Source organism: Massilia sp., assembly GCF_032106685.1.
Lineage (GTDB): Bacteria > Pseudomonadota > Gammaproteobacteria > Burkholderiales > Burkholderiaceae_D > Telluria.
Genome location: NZ_DAMCPG010000012.1, coordinates 1 through 17,854, shown reverse-complemented (window position 1 = coordinate 17,854; position 17,854 = coordinate 1). Strand labels below are relative to the sequence as shown.

The following is a 17,854-nucleotide window of genomic DNA, read 5'->3' as shown; positions in this document are numbered from 1 at the left end:
AAAAAAAACCCGCAGAAGCTCTGCGGGTTTTTTCTGATCGTTAAGCTTAGAACGGAATGTCGTCGTCCATGTCCGAGAAGTTCGGTGCTGGACGCTGCTGCGGCTGCGGACGGGCCGGCGGTGCAGGCGGGGCCTGGCGCGGGGCCGGGCGTTGCGGGGCGTCGTAGCCGCCGTCGTCCATGCCCATGTCGTTGCCGCCGCCCATGCCCTGGCGGCCGCCGAGCATCTGCATGTTCTCGGCGATGATGTCGGTGGCGTAGCGCTCGATGCCGTCCTTGTCGGTGTACTTGCGGGTCTGCAGGCGGCCTTCGACGTACACCGAGGAACCTTTCTTCAGGTACTGGCCGACGATTTCAGCGAGACGGCCGAAGAAGGAGATGCGGTGCCACTCGGTCAGCTCTTTCTGTTCGCCGGTGTTGCGGTCTTTCGATTTGTACGAGGTCGCAACCGCGATGTTCGCGATCGCATCGCCGCTCGGCATGTAGCGGATTTCGGGATCGCGGCCCAGGTTGCCGACGATGATGACCTTGTTGACTGATGCCATGGTGTGACTCCTTGAATTGATGTGAGCCCTGACTCTGCACATGACTAAGCGTCAGGGAACTGGGTGCTGCAGCACGCTATTATGGGGCCGTTGCCGCCTGAGTTAAAGAGGATTTTTTGCGGTTCGACAAAGGGTTTTGAGAGTTGGAATCAGGTCAGGGTTCCTCTACATGTGCTTGGACGCGTGGGCGGCAAGCCGCCCACCCTACGGGTCTGCAGCAAGCTTCCCGGCCATGCAAAATTCGCCAAATCGAGAATTTATTTTCGGATTCTGAACGGTTTGACATTGAACCCGGGCGGAAACGGCACACATACGTCCCACCAGGGACGGGAAATCCGGTAGACCTTGCCAGGAAGGCATATCAGCTTGCCAGCGCTGATACACCCACCACTGGATAAACGTACAGCCGAAGCAAAAAACGGCTAAACTAGCAGATTCCCCTCGATTGGCCCGCTCACCGCGACAGTATCGTGCGCGGCCCGCACAAACTTATTGAAAGCCTGCCAAAAATTAATGGAAGAAATTCGTATTCGTGGTGCCCGCACGCACAATCTGAAGAACATCAATCTCGACCTGCCGCGCAATAAGCTGATCGTCATCACCGGCCTGTCGGGCTCGGGCAAGTCTTCGCTCGCCTTCGACACCCTGTACGCCGAAGGCCAGCGCCGCTACGTCGAGTCGCTGTCGGCCTACGCGCGCCAGTTCCTGCAATTGATGGAAAAGCCGGACGTCGACCTGATCGAAGGCCTGTCGCCGGCGATCTCGATCGAGCAGAAGGCGACGTCGCACAACCCGCGTTCGACGGTCGGCACCGTGACCGAAATCCACGACTACCTGCGCCTGCTGTACGCGCGCGTCGGTACGCCCTATTGCCCGGACCACCCGCACGAGCCGCTGGCCGCGCAGACCGTCTCGCAGATGGTCGACGCCGTCCTCAGCATGCCCGAAGGCACCAAGTTGATGATCCTGGCGCCGGTCGTGGCCGGCCGCAAGGGCGAGCACAGCGACCTGTTCGCGACCATGCAGGCGCAGGGCTTCGTGCGCTTCCGCATCCAGAGCGGCGTGAACCCGGCGAAGATCTACGAGATCGACGAACTGCCGAAGCTGAAAAAGACGGAAAAGCACTCGATCGACGTCGTCATCGACCGCGTCAAGGTGAATTCGGACATCAAGCAGCGCGTGGCCGAAAGTTTTGAAACCGCACTGCGCCTGGCCGACGGCCGCGCCGTCGCGTTCGAGATGGACACCGAGAAGGAAACCGTGTTCTCGAACAAGTTCGCCTGCAACGTCTGCGGCTATTCGCTGCAGGAACTCGAGCCACGCCTGTTCTCGTTCAACAACCCGATGGGCGCCTGCTCGGAGTGCGACGGCCTGGGTCACATCGAGTTCTTCGATCCGAAGCGCATCGTCGCCTTCCCGAACCTGTCGCTGGCCTCCGGCGCCGTGAAGGGTTGGGATCGCCGCAACCAGTTCTACTTCCAGATGCTGTCGAACCTGGCGGCCTATTACGACTTCGACCTCGACACGCCGTTCGAGAAGCTGCCGAAGAATGCCCAGGAAGCCGTGCTGTTCGGTTCCGGTAAAACCTCGATCCCGTTCACCTATGTGAACGAGCGCGGCCGCACCGTGATCCGCGAGCACACCTTCGAGGGTGTCGTGAACAACCTGCAGCGGCGCTACCGCGAGACCGACTCGATGGCGGTCAAGGAAGAGCTGGCCAAGTTCATCAACGAGAAGAAATGCCCGGCCTGCGAGGGCGCACGCCTGCGCACCGAGGCGCGCTTCGTCAAGATCGGGCAAGGAGCGCAGCAGCGCGCGATCTACGAAGTATCGGACCGTCCGCTGCGCGAAACCCTGGATTACTTCGAGTCGCTGGAACTGACCGGCGCAAAAAGGGACATCGCCGAGCGCGTGATCAAGGAAATCACGGCGCGCCTGAAGTTCCTGAACAACGTCGGCCTCGATTACCTGTCGCTCGACCGCAGTGCCGATACGCTCTCGGGCGGCGAGGCGCAGCGTATCCGCCTGGCGTCGCAGATCGGCTCCGGCCTGACCGGCGTGATGTACGTGCTGGATGAACCGTCGATTGGCCTGCACCAGCGCGACAACGACCGCCTGATCGCGACCCTGAAGCACCTGCGCGACATCGGCAACAGCGTGCTGGTGGTCGAGCACGACGAGGACGCGATCCGCACTGCCGACTACATCGTCGACATGGGTCCGGGCGCGGGCGTGCACGGCGGCGCCGTGATCGCCGAGGGTTCGCTCGAAGAGATCATGAAGAACGAGCACTCGCTCACCGCCCAGTACCTGGACGGCCGCCGCAAGATCGAGGTGCCGAAGAAGCGCACCCCGGCCAATCCAGAGCGCCAGCTCGTGATCACGAACGCGACCGGCAACAACCTGAAGAAGGCGAACCTGACGCTGCCGGTCGGCCTGATGACCTGCGTGACGGGTGTCTCGGGTTCGGGTAAATCGACGCTGATCAACGACACACTGTACCCGGCGCTGTCGCGCCACCTGTACGGCTCGCAGACCGAGCCGGCGCCGCATGACGCCATCCACGGCCTCGAGCACTTCGACAAGGTGATCTCCGTCGACCAGGCGCCGATCGGCCGCACCCCGCGTTCGAACCCGGCGACCTATACCGGCGTGTTCACGCCGATCCGCGATTTGTTCGCGACGGTGCCGACTGCGAAGGAACGCGGTTATAGCGCCGGCCGCTTCTCGTTCAACGTGAAGGGCGGCCGCTGCGAAGCCTGCCAGGGCGACGGCGTGATCAAGGTCGAGATGCACTTCCTGCCGGACGTGTACGTGCCGTGCGACGTCTGCCACGGCAAGCGCTACAACCGCGAAACGCTGGAAGTGCAGTACAAGGGCAAGAACATCACCGAAGTGCTGGAGATGACGGTCGAGGACGCGCACGAGTTCTTCAAGCCGGTGCCGGTGATCGCGCGCAAGCTGCAAACGCTGCTGGACGTGGGCCTCGGCTACATTAAGCTCGGCCAGAGCGCGACCACCCTGTCGGGCGGCGAGGCGCAGCGCGTGAAGTTGTCGCTGGAACTGTCGAAACGCGATACCGGGCGTACCCTGTACATCCTGGACGAGCCGACCACCGGCCTGCACTTCGCCGACATCGACCTGCTGCTGAAAGTTATCCATCGCCTGCGCGACCAGGGCAACACGCTCGCCATCATCGAGCACAACCTGGACGTGATCAAGACCGCGGACTGGATCGTCGACCTCGGTCCGGAAGGCGGCGCCGGCGGCGGCACCATCGTCGCCACCGGCACGCCGGAAGACGTAGCCAGGAACCCGGCCAGCGTCACCGGCAAGTACCTCAAGCCGTTGTTGAAGGCGTGATGCGCCGCTAAGGAAGCGTCAGCACGAGAGTGAGCCCGGAACCGCACATGCGGATCCGGGCTTTTTTCATGGCCGGCCAGCTGGCTGCATACACCGCCGTCGAGGGCCGCGCCCGCACAAGGTCTCGACCCTATGCCTGCCGCGCCAAGGTGGGTTCGAGAACCCACCCTACGTGTCTACGCGTCGGCGTTCAAGGAGCGGGCTTAACGGCTGCGCTCGTCGCTCCTGGTTTCCTTGTCGCCGGACTTGGTGCCGGCCGTCCCGCTGCTGCCCATGCTGGACGCGCCCTTGCCGCTGGAGGCTGAAGCCAGGGCCTGGCGCAGCTCGGCGGCGTGGGGATTGGTGACCTTTCCGCCGAGGACCTCGCGTGCCGCCACCTGGCGGCCGTAGTAACCCGAAGTTTCGTCCTCGTCGTAGTCGACGTCGTCCACGCCGATCGCCGCGCCGCCGAACAGCCCCTCGGTGTTCGACCAGGCGGTGATGTTGCCCCAGCCGGCCGCGCCGGTCCCCTTCTTCGACCAATCCACCAGCGTCAGGCCGGCATCGGCATTCAGCGAGAACTTGTTGTTCTGCATGAAGCTGTTCATGGCCTTCTGGTCGTTCAGCACGAAGGCGATGGCGCCGGCTTCTGCGCCGGCCTGGGCGCCGATGCTGACGCCGCCGAAGTTATAGAAGGCCGGGTTGCTCCAGGTGTCGCCGTTGCGCATCAGCAGCACGCCGGCGCCGCCGCGCGCGCCGATGCCCAGCGCCGCGGTGCCGTAGTCGGGCACCACGAACACGCCTTTCGAACGCTGCAGCAGCGCACGCATTTCCGGCGTTGCCTGCATCTGGTGCACCACGCGCACGGCTTTCTGGACGTGTTCCATGCCTTTTTTCATTTCCTTCTGCTGGCGCGTGGTGCCCGGGGTGCCGGCTTCCTTCGCCGCCCCGACCTGCGCGCTGGCCGCCCCGGCCGCTCCTGCCAGCAAGACGGCAAAAGAAGTCGCAGCGAGTTGCTTCATGGTCGTTTTCATGACTCGGCCCTCCTCAGGTGAATTGGAACAGGAAGAGCCTAAACCGCACATGGAACAGGGAGCGCCAGTTTGAAAACGGGAAATAGGGTCTCCGCATCATGCCACAGCGCATGGCGAAGCGCATCGGTCTTGACACTGCCGAGATACGCGACGACATTGGCATATCTTCAATGTCCAGGATATTGACCATGAGCGACCTCCTGCTTGCCATCGTCCACCACTTGATCGTCTTCGGCATCGCGGCCGTGCTGGCGGCCGAACTGGCGCTGATGCGCCCGGCCGCCATGTCGGCGCAAACGGTCCGGCTGCTGGGACGCTTCGATGCCGCCTATGGCATGCTGGCGCTGGCGATCCTCGCCGCCGGCTTCGTCCGCGTCTGGTACGGCGCCAAGGGACCGGATTTCTACCTGCACAATCCCGTATTCTGGGCCAAGATCGCCGCCTTCGGCGTTGTCGGATTGCTGTCGATCCAGCCGACGCTGCGCATCGCGGCCTGGCAGAAGGCGGCGAAAGCCGATGCCGGCTTCGTGCCCTCGCTGCAGGAAGTGGGCAAGCTGCGCCGGGTGATGCTGGCGGAAATCCACGTGTTCGCGCTGATCCCGATCTTTGCCGCGGCGATGGCGCGCGGCGTCGGTCTTGGCTGAGCAAGGAGAATCCATGCGCGTACTCATCATGGGAAATTCGGGATCGGGTAAGTCGCATCGGGCGCAGGCCCTGGCGGCACGGCACGGGTTGGTGCACCTGGACATGGACACCATCGTCTGGGAGCCGGGACACATCGCGGTGCCGCGCGCGCCTGAACAGGTGCACGCCGACCTGCGGGCCTTCGTCGACAGGCATCCGGCCTGGGTCGCGGAAGGCTGCTACGGCGACCTGGTGGAAGCGGCGCTGCCCCATTGCTCGGAACTGGTGTTCATGAATCCAGGGCTGGATGTCTGCCTGGAAAACAACCGCAAGCGGCCATGGGAGCCGCACAAGTATGCCTCGATGGAGGCGCAGCAGAGCAAGCTGAGCTTCCTGCTCGACTGGGTGGCGGGGTATTACACGCGGGACGATGCGATGTCGTATGCGAGGCACCGGCGTGTGTTCGATGGGTATGGCGGAAACAAGATCGAAGTGACGACGCTTGCGTAGGGTGGGTTCTCGAACCCACCTTGTTTGGCCGTGGCGATCTCGCGTACACATGACGACTGCGCACCTGACGTACCGCGTGGGTTCGAGAACCCACCCTACGCCCTACGAAACGACAACACCGATAAAAAAAGGGCAGGACCACACGGCCCTGCCCTTTTTCACGTGACGGCGCTCAACACGCGCCGCCCCTCCTCAGAAACTTACTGCGCCAGCTGCTTTTCCAGCTTGGCCTTGGTTTCCACCAGCTCCTGCGGCAGATGGTAGGCCAGCTTCTCGAACAGCTCGCTGTGCAATTTCAGTTCTTCGCGCCAGGCGTCCTTGTCGATCGAGGTGATCTGCACGAACTGTTCCTGGGTGAATTCCAGGCCGTCCCAGTTCAGGTCGCCGTAGTCCGGCGAGGTGCCGAACAGGTGCTCGCTGCCGCCGGCCTGGCCTTCGGTACGCTCCAGGATCCACTTCAGCACGCGCATGTTGTCGCCGTAGCCCGGCCACACGAAATTGCCCTGCTCGTCGGTGCGGAACCAGTTGACGCAGAAGATCTTCGGCAGCGCGGCCGCGTTCTTCTCCGCGACTTTCTTGCCGAGGTCGAGCCAGTGCTGGAAGTAGTCGCTCATGTTGTAGCCGATGAAAGGCAGCATCGCGAGCGGATCGCGGCGCACCACGCCCATCTGGCCGGCGGCGGCGGCGGTCGTTTCCGAACCCATGGTCGCGGCCATGTAGACGCCTTCGACCCAGTCGCGCGCCTCGGTCACCAGCGGCACCGTGGTCGAGCGGCGGCCGCCGAAGATGAAGGCCGAGATCGGCACGCCGGCCGGATCGTCCCAGGCCGGGTCGATCACCGGGTTCTGGGTGGCGGCCACGGTGAAGCGGGCATTCGGGTGCGCGGCCTTGGTGCCGGACGCCGGGGTCCAGTCCTTACCTTGCCAGTCGATCAGGTGCGCCGGGGCCTCTTTCGTCATGCCTTCCCACCAGACGTCGCCGTCGTCGGTCAGTGCAACGTTGGTGAAGATCACGTTCTCGCGCAGCGAGGACATGCAGTTCGAGTTGGTCTTGTCGTTGGTGCCCGGGGCCACGCCGAAGTAGCCGGCTTCCGGGTTGATCGCGTACAGCTTGCCGTCCGCGCCCGGCTTGATCCAGGCGATGTCGTCGCCGATCGTGGTGACCTTCCAGCCGTCGAAGGAGGTCGGCGGGATCAGCATGGCGAAGTTGGTCTTGCCGCAGGCCGAAGGGAAGGCGGCGGCGACGTATTTCTTCTCGCCCTGCGGCGACTCGACGCCCAGGATCAGCATGTGCTCGGCCAGCCAGCCGGTGCCGCCTGCCTGCGCTTCCTGGTAGCCCATGTTCGAGGCGATGCGCAGCGCGAAGCACTTCTTGCCGAGCAAGGCGTTGCCGCCGTAGCCCGAGCCGAAGGACCAGATCTCGCGGGTTTCCGGGTAGTGGACGATGTACTTGGTGCTGTTGCACGGCCAGCGCACGTCCTGCTGGCCGGCGGCCAGCGGCATGCCGACGCTGTGCACGCACGGCACGAAGTCGCCGTTCTCGCCCAGCACGTCGTAGACGGCCTTGCCCATGCGCGTCATGATGCGCATGTTGACCGCGACGTACGGCGAATCGGACAGCTCGACGCCGATGTGGGCGATCGGCGAACCGAGCGGGCCCATCGAGAACGGCACCACGTACATCGTGCGGCCGGCCATGCAGCCGTCGAACAGGCCGTTCAGGGTCGTGCGCATCTCGGCCGGATCCATCCAGTTGTTGGTCGGGCCTGCCTGTTCCCTGGTTGCCGAGCAGATGAAGGTGCGGTCTTCCACGCGCGCCACGTCCGACGGGTCGGAATGGGCCAGGTAGGAATTCGGACGCTTCTCCGGATTCAGGCGCTTCATCGTACCGGCTTCGACCATCTGCGCGCACAGGCGGTCGTACTCTTCCTCGGAACCGTCGCACCAGTAGATGGCGTCAGGCTTCGTCAGGGCGGCGATGTCCGCGACCCAATTGATGAGCTTTTGGTGTTTGATGTAAGCTGGAACGTTCAGTGCGGCGACGCCGCCCATCACGGGCTGGTTCATAGTACCTCCAATGCCAATAAAGAATTCTGGTCTTGTCCCGGCACGGCAGATCGTCGTGGGCCCGGGACTGCGTTGTGAATCCCTTCGCTCGGGCGAGCGCGGCGGTACGGCGGTCATGTCGACAAGCTCGCCTGGCGAGCCGAGTGGAACGGTGCAGCCGGGTCTGATATATGAAACGGTGGTGTCAAACCCTTAATATTCGGGCGATTGTACACCCCTGAAACCGATGCACAAGCTCTTCGGCCGCAAAAATGTAGGAAATATAGTTGACTAAAGTAGTGGGCTACTTTGATTCCTCCAGATCGTGTTATTCCTTTACGTACTCATCAATAACTTCGGCCAACTTCGATGAAAATTGCCATTCTTGACGATTACCAGAACGTCGTCCCGGGTCTCGACTGTTACAAAATTTTGGACGGTCACGAGGTCAAAGTGTTCAATAATTCGGCGCGCGGCGTGGGCCAGCTCGCCATCCGGCTGACCGGCTTCGATGCGCTGGTGCTGATCCGCGAGCGCACCGCGTTCCCGGCGGCATTGCTGAACAAGCTGCCGAACCTGAAACTGATCTCGCAAACCGGCAAGGTCAGCGGGCACGTGGACGTGGCGGCGGCAAGCGCGCGCGGCATCGCGATTGCCGAAGGTGTCGGCTCACCGATCGCGCCGGCCGAGCTGACCTGGGCCCTGATCATGGCCGCCAGCCGCAAGATCCTGCCGTACGCGAACAATTTGAAGGAGGGGGTCTGGCAGACCGTCTCGGTCAACCCGCAACTGAATGGCCTGGGCCGCGCCCTGCACGGGCGCACGCTCGGGATCTGGGGCTACGGCAAGATCGGTCGCATGCTGGCGGGCTACGGCAAGGCTTTCGGGATGCAGGTGATGGTCTGGGGAAGCGAAACCAGCCGCGCCGCGGCCGTGGCCGATGGCTGTAGCGCGGCGCTATCGCGCGCGGCCTTCTTTGCCGAGGCCGACGTGCTGAGCCTGCACCTGCGGCTGGGGCCCGCCACGCGCGGCATCGTGACCGCCGAGGACCTGGCGCGCATGAAGCCGGATGCCTTGTTCGTGAACACGAGCCGTGCGGAACTGGTGGCGGAAGGCGCGCTCGAGGAAGCATTGCGGCGCGGCTACCCGGGCAGCGCGGCCCTGGACGTGTTCACCAGCGAGCCGCTGGCGCCGGACGCGCCCCTGCTGAAGATGCCGACCGTGCTGGCGACGCCGCACCTGGGTTACGTCGAGCAGGACAGCTACGAGATCTATTTCAAGGCGGCGTTCGAGAACATCGTCAACTTCGCGGCGGGGACGCCGACGAATATCCTCAATCCGGAAGCATTAGCGTCGTAAAGCCGAACGAAGGAATGTAGGGTGGACGGGTCTCCCGTCCACGCGTTCAATCAGTGCGTGCATGTCGGGAAGTCAGGCATTCAAGGGCACAAATCCGCACGACAGCCAGCCGATAACGCATCCGCCCGTTGAACGCGTGGACGGCAGAGCCGTCCACCCTACAGGTCTAGCTCAAGCGAACGTGGAAAACGATGAGCTCCAAGCTCAGCCCAGCTCCGGCTCGCCCGCCAGCCTGATGCGCCGCGCCGGCATCACGTGGGTTCCCGTCCACAATCCGGCCCAGCCCGGCGGCCAGCCGATGTCGGGACCGGCGTAGGGTTTTACCCCGGCGCGTACCGGCACCACGGGCACCGGCGGCGCCTCGACCAGGCCGCCGCCGGCGGGACGCTCCATGTTCAGGCTATACATGTAGCCCGGCAGCAGCAGCTCGCAGACATCGGCGAACCAGGCGGTGTGGTCTTCGTCGCGGCCCAGGGCCTGGGCCAGGCCCTGTGGGTCGAACTTCGCCAACGCATGAATCAGCTCGTCGGTGCTGGCGCCCGGGGAATCTCCCCAGCCCATCACCGGATTGTTGTTGTAGTCGGCGCCCGAGCCATACCAGCCTTCGCGCCAGGAGCGCTGCATCCAGTTACGCTGGCCGGTGAACAGGTGCCAGCGCCAGTGCAGGCCGGAAGGTTTCGGCCAGGAATACAGATACAGCTTCTGGTAGCCGGCCTTGTGCAGTTCGCGCACCACGGCCATCAGGCGCGCATGCGGCATGCGGTCGGGCGGCGTGCGGCGAAACAGGATCGGTTCGCCATCGGCATGCTGCACTTCGTCGCTCGACAAATTCAGGTCGAGCGTGCGCGATTCGCTGCCGAACCGCGCGGAGATCCACCCGGTCAACAGGTTGACGTGGGTGATCACGCCATACCCGCGATGACGGTGGAAAATAACGGTTCCTGGAGCAACGGCTTTCATGTTCTAACTTAGGCAAATGCCTGAAAAAAAGGTCAGTTTACTCATCCGATCCGACTGATTCTAGCGTAGTCACATACAGATACACTACCGTTTGCGGCTATCATTACCCACCTTTTTTCACTGCCTTTACAAACCGATATGACTTTGCGACTCATTGCCACCGGCGGTACCTTCGACAAACACTACAACGAGCTGAACGGCGTGCTCGGCTTCGGCGAAAGCCACCTGCCAGCCGTCATCGCGCGTGCCCGCATGACCATTCCCGTCGAGCTCGAAGTGCTGCCGCTGCTCGATTCGCTCGACATGCAGGACCCCGACCGCCAGCGTGTGCTGGCGTCCTGCCAGGCCGCTTCCGAGAAGGCGATCGTCATCGTCCATGGCACCGACACCATGCGCGAAACCGCGGGCGTGCTCGGCGGCGCGCAGCTGGATAAAACCATCGTGCTGACCGGCGCCATGATCCCCTATGAAATCGCGAATTCGGACGCGCTGTTCAACCTCGGCTTCGCCTGCGGCGTGGCGCAAACCCTGCCGCCCGGCGTCTACGTGGCGATGAACGGGCAAGTGTTCAGCTGGGACAACGTCACCAAGAACCGCGCCGCCGGCGTGTTCCAGCCGCTGTAAGCAGTCTCGGGTTTTCTTGGGGGCAGCATAGCGCTGCCCCCGCTAAGAACTTCCTATACTTTTCTCTCCCGCGACCAGAGAGGAGAGTTTCCATGTCAGACCGTCCCATCCTGACCACCCGCCAGGGTCATCCCGTGCGCGACAACCAGTCGCTGCGATCCGTCGGCGAACGCGGTCCGGCCACCCTCGAGAACTACCAGTTCATCGAAAAGATTACCCACTTCGACCGCGAGCGCATCCCCGAGCGCGTGGTCCATGCGCGCGGCACCGGCGCCCACGGCTATTTCGAGGCCTACGGCAAGATCGGCAACGAACCGGCCAGCAAGTACACCCGCGCCAGAGTACTGAACGAGATCGGCGTGCAGACGCCCGTGTTCGTGCGTTTCTCGACCGTGATCGGCGCCAAGGAGTCGCCGGAAACGGCACGCGACCCGCGCGGCTTCGCCGTGAAACTGAAAACCGTCGAGGGTAATTGGGACCTGGTCGGCAACAACCTGAAGGTCTTCTTCATCCGCGATGCCATCAAGTTCCCGGACATGATCCACGCCTTCAAGCCGGACCCGGTCACCAACCAGCAGGAACCCTGGCGCTTCTACGACTTCATCGCGAACCACCCGGAATCGCTGCACATGGTTACCTGGGTCAAGAGCCCATGGGGCATCCCGGCCAACTACCGCGAAATGGAAGGCTCGGGCGTGAACACCTATAAACTGGTGAACGACGAGGGCGTGGCCCACCTCGTGAAATTCCATTGGCAGCCGCGCCAGGGCGTGCGCAACCTCACCAGCCAGCAGGCGTCCGAGATCCAGGCCCACGACACCAGCCACGCCACGCGCGACCTGTACCAGGCGATCGAGCGCGGCGACTATCCGGAATGGGAATTCTGCGTGCAGATCATGGCCGACGGCGAGCACCCCGAGCTCGACTTCGACCCGCTCGACGACACCAAGCGCTGGCCGGAAGACCAGTTCCCGCTGCTGCCGGTGGGCCGCATGGTGCTGGATAAAAACCCGGACAACGTGTTCGCCGAGACCGAGCAGTCGGCCTTCGGCACCGGCGTGCTGGTCGACGGCATCGATTTTTCGGACGACAAGATGCTGCAGGGCCGCACCCTGTCCTACTCCGACACCCAGCGCTACCGGGTCGGCCCGAACTACCTGCAATTGCCGATCAACGCGCCGCAGGAAAAGGCGCGCGCGAAGACCAACCAGCGCGACGGCCAGATGACGTATTACGTCGACGACGGCGGAGAGAACAAGCACATCAACTACGAGCCGAGCCTGCTGGGCGGCATGCAGGAAGCGCCGCAACCGCAGCGCGACTACCACCAGTACGTGGAAGGCCACCTGGGCCGCTACCAGACCACCTCGACCGCCGCCGACTACAAACAGGCCGGCGACCGCTACCGTAGCTTCGAAGACTGGGAGCGCGACGACCTGGTCAGCAACGTCGGCGGCGATTTGAAACAGTGCCCGGAGCCGATCCAGCTGCGCATGGTGTGGCACCTGTGGCATTGCGACGAGGACTACGGCCGCCGCGTGGCGCAGATCGCCGGCATCGACCTTGAGAAGGCCAAGGCCCTGCCGCCGCTGCCGGGCAAGCCGGCGCCGCACGCGGACCGGCAAGGGGCGACCTATACCGATGGCAGGAGCGAGGAGCCGGCGACCAGCGAGGAGGTGGGCGCGAAGTAAGCTGTGCTTGCTGGGTCGGCAAAGCAAAACGGACCCGTGAGGGTCCGTTTTGTTTTTGATTTTCGTAGGGTGGGTACTTGTACCCACGCGGTGCGGCACATGATCAGACCCGTAGGGTGGACGGGTCCCCCGTCCACGCGTTCGACGGACATGTTCAAACCATATCGCTGCTATTCACAGGTGGTTTGAACGCGTGGACGGCGAAGCCGTCCACCCTACGCCCTCCGGCAAGCGCCGCAGGCGTTCTTACGCCTTCGCCTCGCCGCCCAGCGCCTCGACCACGTCGGTCAGCATCTTGGCCAGTTCGCCGGTCATCAGCATGATGTCGTTGTCGAAGCGCTCATCGTCGCTGTAGGTGACGGTTTCGCCTTCCTTGATCACGTCCAGCGGCTTGACGCCCTTGATCGCCAGCGATTCGGTCAGCACGAACGAGATGCGGCTGTTCCAGGTCATCGCCAGGCGGGTGCACTGCTTGCCCGAGGCGATGTGGCGGCGGATGTCTTCCGGATCGAGCGAGTGCTTCACGTAGCGCACGGCGGCGCGGCTTTCGCCGGTGGCGCGCAGTTCGGTGTCCTGGTCGATCGTGAAGTTGTACGGCGCCTCGTCCGACTCGAGCCAGCCGGTCATCACGGCCACCGGCGAGCGCTGCACGCGCAGCGATTCCAGCGGCAGCTTGTCGACCGCCTTGAGCAGCAGCTTGATGACGTCGTCGGCCTTCGAGGGGCTGGCGGCATCGACCACCAGCCAGCCGTTGACCGGGTCGATCCAGGTCCAGACATTGCTGCGGATCGAGAATGCGCGCGGCAGCAGTTCGTCGGCCACGCGTTCCTTCAGTTCCTTCATCGCCTTCTTGCCCGGCGGGAAGCCCTGCTGTTCTTCCAGTTCGGCCGCCTTGGCCTTGGCCACCTGGTTGATGACCGAGCTCGGCAGCAGTTTCTTCTCCGTGCCCAGCATCATCAGCATCTGCTTGTTGACCACGTGGACCAGCTTGCCGTTGCCGCGCGGCGAATCCCAGCCCTGGCGCAGCAGTTCATTGCTGCTGGCCGGCGTAAAGGCCTGCGACTGCAGCGCGTCTTCCATTTGTTCAGGGGTGAACGCCCAGTTCTGGGGCAGGCGGTAAATCTGAAGATTCTTGAACCACATAGTTGCTTTCTGTTGTCTCAGTATTTCAGGGGAACGACATTTTACACGCTGATGTCGCACTATTTTTGGCAGGCAACACCAACAATTCAATGTGTTGTGTGTTCGTCAAACAGGCTGAGCTGCTCGACATTTTCGGTCTCGCCCAGGCGCACGCCGACGCCCAGCAGGCGGACCGGGCGGCTGGCCCGTTGCCAGCCGATTTCCATCAGGCGCGCATAGCTCGGCAAGTGTGGCGCGTAACCGACACACTCGACCGTGGTCTGCTGGAAGTCCGCGAATTTGATCTTCACGAACAGCTTGTTGATGAACTTTTCGGCACCGTTGCGTTTAATACGCCCCAGCAGGTGTTCATACAAATCCGGCAGCAAGGCCAAACAGCCCGGCAAATCCGGCACGTCGGGCGTAAAAGTTTCCTCGGTGCTGACCGATTTGCGTTCGCGCTCGGGCGACACCTCGCGGTAGTCGATGCCCCGGCACAGGTCGTGCAAGCGCGCGCCGAAGCTGCCGAAGTGCTCCTGCAGCTTCTGCAGGCTCCAGCCGCGCAGGTCGGCGCAGGTCTTCAGGCCAAGACTGTTCATCTTGGCGGCCGTGACCTTGCCGACGCCGTGCAACTTCTTCACCGGCAGCGCGGCAACGAAGGCATCCACCTCTTCCGGACGCACCAGGAACAGGCCGTCGGGCTTGTTCCAGTCGCTGGCGATCTTCGCCACGAATTTATTGGGCGCCACCCCGGCCGAGGCCGTGATGCCGACGGTCTCGAAAATGCGGCGCCGGATCTCCTGCGCGATCAGGGTCGCGCTGCCCTTGCAGTGCGGGGAGTTCGAGACGTCGAGGTAGGCCTCGTCCAGCGACAGCGGTTCGACCAGGTCCGTGTAGTCGCGGTAGATGTCCATGATCTGGGTCGATGCGACCCGGTACTTCTCCATCGCCGGCGGGATCACCAGCAGGTCCGGGCACAGCTTCATTGCCTGGGCGGTGGCCATGGCCGAATGGATGCCGTAGCGGCGCGCCTCGTAGTTGCAGGTCGCGATCACTCCGCGCTGGTCCGGCCGCCCGCCGACGGCCAGCGGCCGGCCGCGCAAGGACGGATCGTCGCGCATCTCGACCGACGCATAGAAGCAGTCGCAATCGCAATGGATGATTTTACGTGCGGGGGCGTTCACTCGGGCGGCGGCGGAGCCGACTACTGTCATTCCATACAGTATCTCGTCAATTGCGATTCCGTGCAAGTAGGGTGGGCACGCCGTGCCCACGCGGTGATGGTTTGCAGCGAGATCATCGGGTCCGGCATCGGCGCCGTTATCGATCACCGCGTGGGCTCGAGAGCCCACCCTACGGACAAACAAAAAAAGACGCGAGGCAAGCCGCGCGTCTTTCACCCTTGGGACTCGACTGTTTTGACTGTGCTTACCAGCCCAGGTTCAGCGTGTACTTGCCGCTGGTCGAACCGGTGCCGCCGCTGTAGTACTTCACGCGCACATAACGTGCCGAAGTAGCGGTGGTCGTGTTCGACACGGAAGCGCTGTCGACCGCGCCGGCGCTCTTCTCGCTGTAGGCCAGCTGGGTGCCGGCGCTGTTGTAGATGTACAGGTCGTAGTCGGCGGTCGACGAACCCGGGGTCATCGTTGCCGTGAGCGTTTTGCCGGCCGGCAGCTGGACCACGAAGTAGTCGGTGTCGGTGCTGGCGCTCATGGTGCCGTTGACGGTGGTGCCGCTGGTGCTGACGGCGTTCGCGGTCGAGATCGTGTTGTTCGACTCGGTTTCGTTGATGGTCGGGCCCGGCGTCGGGGTGGTGCCGGTGGCCGATGCCACCGCCGCTGCCGCGTCGACGATGCCGGTGCCGCAGCCCGAGCAGGTCGCCGGGAAGGCGCGCGCCGTGCTCTTCAGCTTGGACTCGATCTGGTCGGGCGTCAGCGCCGCGTTCTTCGCCAGCATCAGGGCCGCCACGCCGGCGACGTGCGGGGTCGCCATCGAGGTGCCCTGGTAGCCGGCATAGCTGTCCGAACCCGGCGAGCTGGTACCGCTGTTCAGGGTCGACAGGATACTGCCGCCGGTGCCGCCGCCCGGCGCCGCCACGTCGACCACGGTGCCGTAGTTCGAGTAGGAAGCGCGGCCGCCGGCGCGAGTGGTCGCGGCCACGGTCACGACGCCCGAGCAGTTGGCCGGGCTCGAGTTCGAGGCGTTCTGGTTTTCGTTACCCGCCGCGACGATCACGACGGTGCCGCGCGAGCGGGCGCTGTTGATCGCGTTCTGGGTGGTGGTGTCGCAGGCGCCGCCGCCGCCCAGCGACATGTTGATCACCTGGGCGCGGGCCGCGATGTTCGGCACGCCGCTGACACTGCCGCCCGAGGACCAGACGATCGCGTCGGCGATGTCCGAGGTGTAGCCGCCGCACTTGCCGAGCACGCGCACCGGCACGATCTTGGCGCCGAAAGCGACGCCGGCCACGCCGACGCCGTTGTTGGTCGCGGCGGCGATGGTGCCGGCCACGTGGGTGCCGTGCCAGCTCGAGCCCGACGCCGGGTTGCCGGCATAGCATTCGCTGGCGGAGACCCAGTCGCCCGGATCGGACGCGTCGCTGTCGCGGCCGTTACCGTCGTTGGCGACGGCGGTGTCGGAGATGAAGTCGTAGCCGGCCAGGATCTGGCCCGACAGGTCGGCGTGCGGACGGTAGCCGGTGTCGATGACGGCGACGCGCACGCCGGTGCCGGTCGAGCTGTCCCAGGCCGCCGGCAGGCGCAGGCCGCCGGTGGCTTCATAGTAGTGCCACTGCTCGGTGTAGCGCGGGTCGTTCGGCGTCATCATCTTGGTCATGATGCGGTCCGGCTCGGCATATTCGATCGACGGGTCACGCGCCATCATTTCCTTGGCCAGCGCACCGGCTTCGGCCAGCGAGAGCTTGCGGTTCATCTTCATCACGTGCGCGCCGGTGGCGATGCTGTGCATCGGTTGCAGCTTGGCGCCGAAATCCTGGCCGGCGCGGTCGACGACCGCCTGGCGCGCCGCGGTCACGGCCGGCACGAAGGCGCGGCCATTGACGACCTTGGCATCCTTGTACTTCACGATCATGCGATCGGTGTGCAGGATGTACTGCGATTGCTGGGCGGCGCCGGGAACGGCATCCGGGACGGCGGCCGAGGCGTGGAGCGGACCCACGACGATGGCCAGTGCTGCAGTGACTTTCAACAAGCTCGGATAGATCGAATGCGTCGACTTCATGTTTCGTCCTTTGTTGTTTAGTTTTCCGTCAAGGCAAAAAGCTGCCCTGTTTTATGGTTCCCCGGTCATCTCCGTACCGGAGTGCCCTCGGCTGGCGGCTTCAAAAGACTACTCCTGAGTAAATATGCGCGCAGGGAATTTCCAACCGTTTGACGCGTTTCCGCAACGATTTTTACGGCTGAGTTAACAAAAACATCGTTTATTTGTAAAGTTTGTATGTACGCCAAATAACATATGGCTGAACTTCATTGGCATGTCTACAACATCAATTACTTTGCGTATAGAACAAGAGATTTGCCTATTCGATAAGCATAAAAAAAGTCCGCAAGCGGGCGCGACTTTGTGCCTTGTCAGGTTCGTGTAATCAAAAGTTAAATTCAAATTTCACACCCAAGGTGTATGAACCGGTCACCGTCCGCGCCGCCTGAGGACGCCAAACGCGATCCGATACCGATGCCGGCCGGCCGCGCCGAAAAGACGCCTTTTGCATATTTTTCTGAAAAACCCTTGCGCGATCTCGAAGCCGTACGCTATGATTCGGGCCTCTTCGGACGTGGTGACAAACGTCAGACGAACACTCTGAAAAGAGAGCGGGCGCTTAGCTCAGTTGGTAGAGCGGATCCCTTACAAGGATTAGGTCGGGAGTTCGACCCTCTCAGCGCCCACCAGATCAGAGTTCGATCGAAGTAACGATCAGAAAAAACGGAGCGGTAGTTCAGTTGGTTAGAATACCGGCCTGTCACGCCGGGGGTCGCGGGT

Annotated in this window: 13 protein-coding genes and 1 tRNA gene; 7 read left to right on the top strand and 7 right to left on the bottom strand. The window is 63.3% G+C overall.

Annotation, left to right across the window (positions count from 1 at the left end):
• Positions 1-46: 46 nt before the first annotated feature.
• Positions 47-544, bottom strand: a complete 498-nt coding sequence (gene ssb, locus RT688_RS09210) for a single-stranded DNA-binding protein (RefSeq protein WP_313704575.1) — start codon at positions 542-544, stop codon at positions 47-49.
• A gap of 513 nt (positions 545-1,057) precedes the next feature.
• On the opposite strand from ssb, the gene uvrA reads away from it, so the two are divergent.
• Positions 1,058-3,907: an excinuclease ABC subunit UvrA gene (uvrA, locus tag RT688_RS09205; RefSeq protein WP_313704574.1), complete on the top strand. Its 2,850-nt coding sequence runs from the start codon at positions 1,058-1,060 to the stop codon at positions 3,905-3,907.
• A gap of 203 nt (positions 3,908-4,110) precedes the next feature.
• On the opposite strand, the gene RT688_RS09200 is transcribed toward uvrA, so the two are convergent.
• Positions 4,111-4,908 carry a lipid-binding SYLF domain-containing protein gene (locus tag RT688_RS09200; protein WP_313704573.1) on the bottom strand — a complete coding sequence of 266 codons (798 nt, stop codon included), beginning with the start codon at positions 4,906-4,908 and terminating at the stop codon, positions 4,111-4,113.
• Between the two features lie 200 nt (positions 4,909-5,108).
• Between RT688_RS09200 and RT688_RS09195 the strand changes: the two genes are divergently transcribed.
• Both RT688_RS09195 and RT688_RS09190 read left to right on the top strand, forming a co-directional pair.
• The gene (locus tag RT688_RS09195; RefSeq protein WP_313704572.1) at positions 5,109-5,564 is read left to right on the top strand and encodes a DUF2214 family protein; all 456 of its coding nucleotides are present in this window, start codon (positions 5,109-5,111) and stop codon (positions 5,562-5,564) included.
• 13 nt (positions 5,565-5,577) lie between these two features.
• Positions 5,578-6,054: a hypothetical protein gene (locus RT688_RS09190; protein ID WP_313704571.1), complete on the top strand. Its 477-nt coding sequence runs from the start codon at positions 5,578-5,580 to the stop codon at positions 6,052-6,054.
• 200 nt (positions 6,055-6,254) lie between these two features.
• On the opposite strand, the gene RT688_RS09185 is transcribed toward RT688_RS09190, so the two are convergent.
• A complete protein-coding gene (locus RT688_RS09185; protein WP_313704570.1) occupies positions 6,255-8,120 on the bottom strand; it encodes a phosphoenolpyruvate carboxykinase (GTP) in 1,866 nt (621 codons plus the stop codon).
• Positions 8,121-8,468: 348 nt separating this feature from the next.
• On the opposite strand from RT688_RS09185, the gene RT688_RS09180 reads away from it, so the two are divergent.
• On the top strand, positions 8,469-9,458 hold the full coding sequence (locus RT688_RS09180; protein ID WP_313704569.1) for a D-2-hydroxyacid dehydrogenase family protein: 990 nt from the start codon (positions 8,469-8,471) through the stop codon (positions 9,456-9,458).
• Between the two features lie 204 nt (positions 9,459-9,662).
• On the opposite strand, the gene RT688_RS09175 is transcribed toward RT688_RS09180, so the two are convergent.
• Positions 9,663-10,418 carry an L-asparaginase gene (locus tag RT688_RS09175; RefSeq protein ID WP_313704568.1) on the bottom strand — a complete coding sequence of 252 codons (756 nt, stop codon included), beginning with the start codon at positions 10,416-10,418 and terminating at the stop codon, positions 9,663-9,665.
• 138 nt (positions 10,419-10,556) lie between these two features.
• On the opposite strand from RT688_RS09175, the gene RT688_RS09170 reads away from it, so the two are divergent.
• Both RT688_RS09170 and RT688_RS09165 read left to right on the top strand, forming a co-directional pair.
• The gene (locus tag RT688_RS09170; RefSeq protein ID WP_313704567.1) at positions 10,557-11,042 is read left to right on the top strand and encodes an asparaginase domain-containing protein; all 486 of its coding nucleotides are present in this window, start codon (positions 10,557-10,559) and stop codon (positions 11,040-11,042) included.
• A 92-nt stretch (positions 11,043-11,134) separates the two neighbouring features.
• Complete coding sequence (locus RT688_RS09165; RefSeq protein ID WP_313704565.1) at positions 11,135-12,733, top strand: catalase; 1,599 nt, start codon at positions 11,135-11,137, stop codon at positions 12,731-12,733.
• Positions 12,734-12,979: 246 nt separating this feature from the next.
• On the opposite strand, the gene RT688_RS09160 is transcribed toward RT688_RS09165, so the two are convergent.
• The 3 genes from RT688_RS09160 to RT688_RS09150 all read right to left on the bottom strand — a co-directional run bounded on the left by RT688_RS09160 (position 12,980) and on the right by RT688_RS09150 (position 17,095).
• Positions 12,980-13,876, bottom strand: coding sequence for a recombination-associated protein RdgC (locus RT688_RS09160; RefSeq protein WP_313704564.1), 897 nt, complete (start codon positions 13,874-13,876; stop codon positions 12,980-12,982).
• Positions 13,877-13,962: 86 nt separating this feature from the next.
• Positions 13,963-15,069 carry a DNA polymerase IV gene (dinB, locus tag RT688_RS09155; protein ID WP_313704562.1) on the bottom strand — a complete coding sequence of 369 codons (1,107 nt, stop codon included), beginning with the start codon at positions 15,067-15,069 and terminating at the stop codon, positions 13,963-13,965.
• A gap of 214 nt (positions 15,070-15,283) precedes the next feature.
• Positions 15,284-17,095, bottom strand: coding sequence for a S8 family peptidase (locus RT688_RS09150; RefSeq protein WP_313704560.1), 1,812 nt, complete (start codon positions 17,093-17,095; stop codon positions 15,284-15,286).
• Positions 17,096-17,687: 592 nt separating this feature from the next.
• Between RT688_RS09150 and RT688_RS09145 the strand changes: the two genes are divergently transcribed.
• Positions 17,688-17,763: transfer RNA gene (locus RT688_RS09145), tRNA-Val, on the top strand.
• Positions 17,764-17,854 lie beyond the last annotated feature (91 nt).